Source organism: Vibrio sp. 10N.222.55.C6, from assembly GCF_041473395.1.
Lineage (GTDB): Bacteria > Pseudomonadota > Gammaproteobacteria > Enterobacterales > Vibrionaceae > Vibrio > Vibrio crassostreae_C.
In genome coordinates this window covers 1-273 of record NZ_JBFRSD010000196.1, presented here as the reverse complement: position 1 = coordinate 273, position 273 = coordinate 1, and the positions used below count along the sequence as shown (strand labels likewise).

Genomic DNA, 273 nt, shown 5'->3' with positions numbered 1-273 from the left:
TATCGATCTATGTAAGAAGCTTTTGAATCTCGCGCCAAGTAATCTTGAGCATGTATTTTTGGCCGATTCAGGTTCAGTTGCCGTAGAGGTTAGCCTCAAGATGGCATTGCAATATTGGCACGCTAAAGGACAACCTCGTTCAAAGTTCCTCACACTAAGAGATGGCTACCACGGTGATACCTTTGCGGCGATGTCAGTGACCGACCCTGACAATTCGATGCACAGCCTCTACAAAGGCTTTTTGCCGGAACATATTTTCGCTGATTCGCCAAA

The 273-nt window shown here is 46.2% G+C and carries 1 protein-coding gene; it reads left to right on the top strand.

Translation table 11 applies throughout. The features are described from left to right. On the top strand, nt 1–273 hold a 273-nt coding region (locus tag AB4486_RS23200; protein ID WP_372118876.1), incomplete at both ends, for an aminotransferase class III-fold pyridoxal phosphate-dependent enzyme.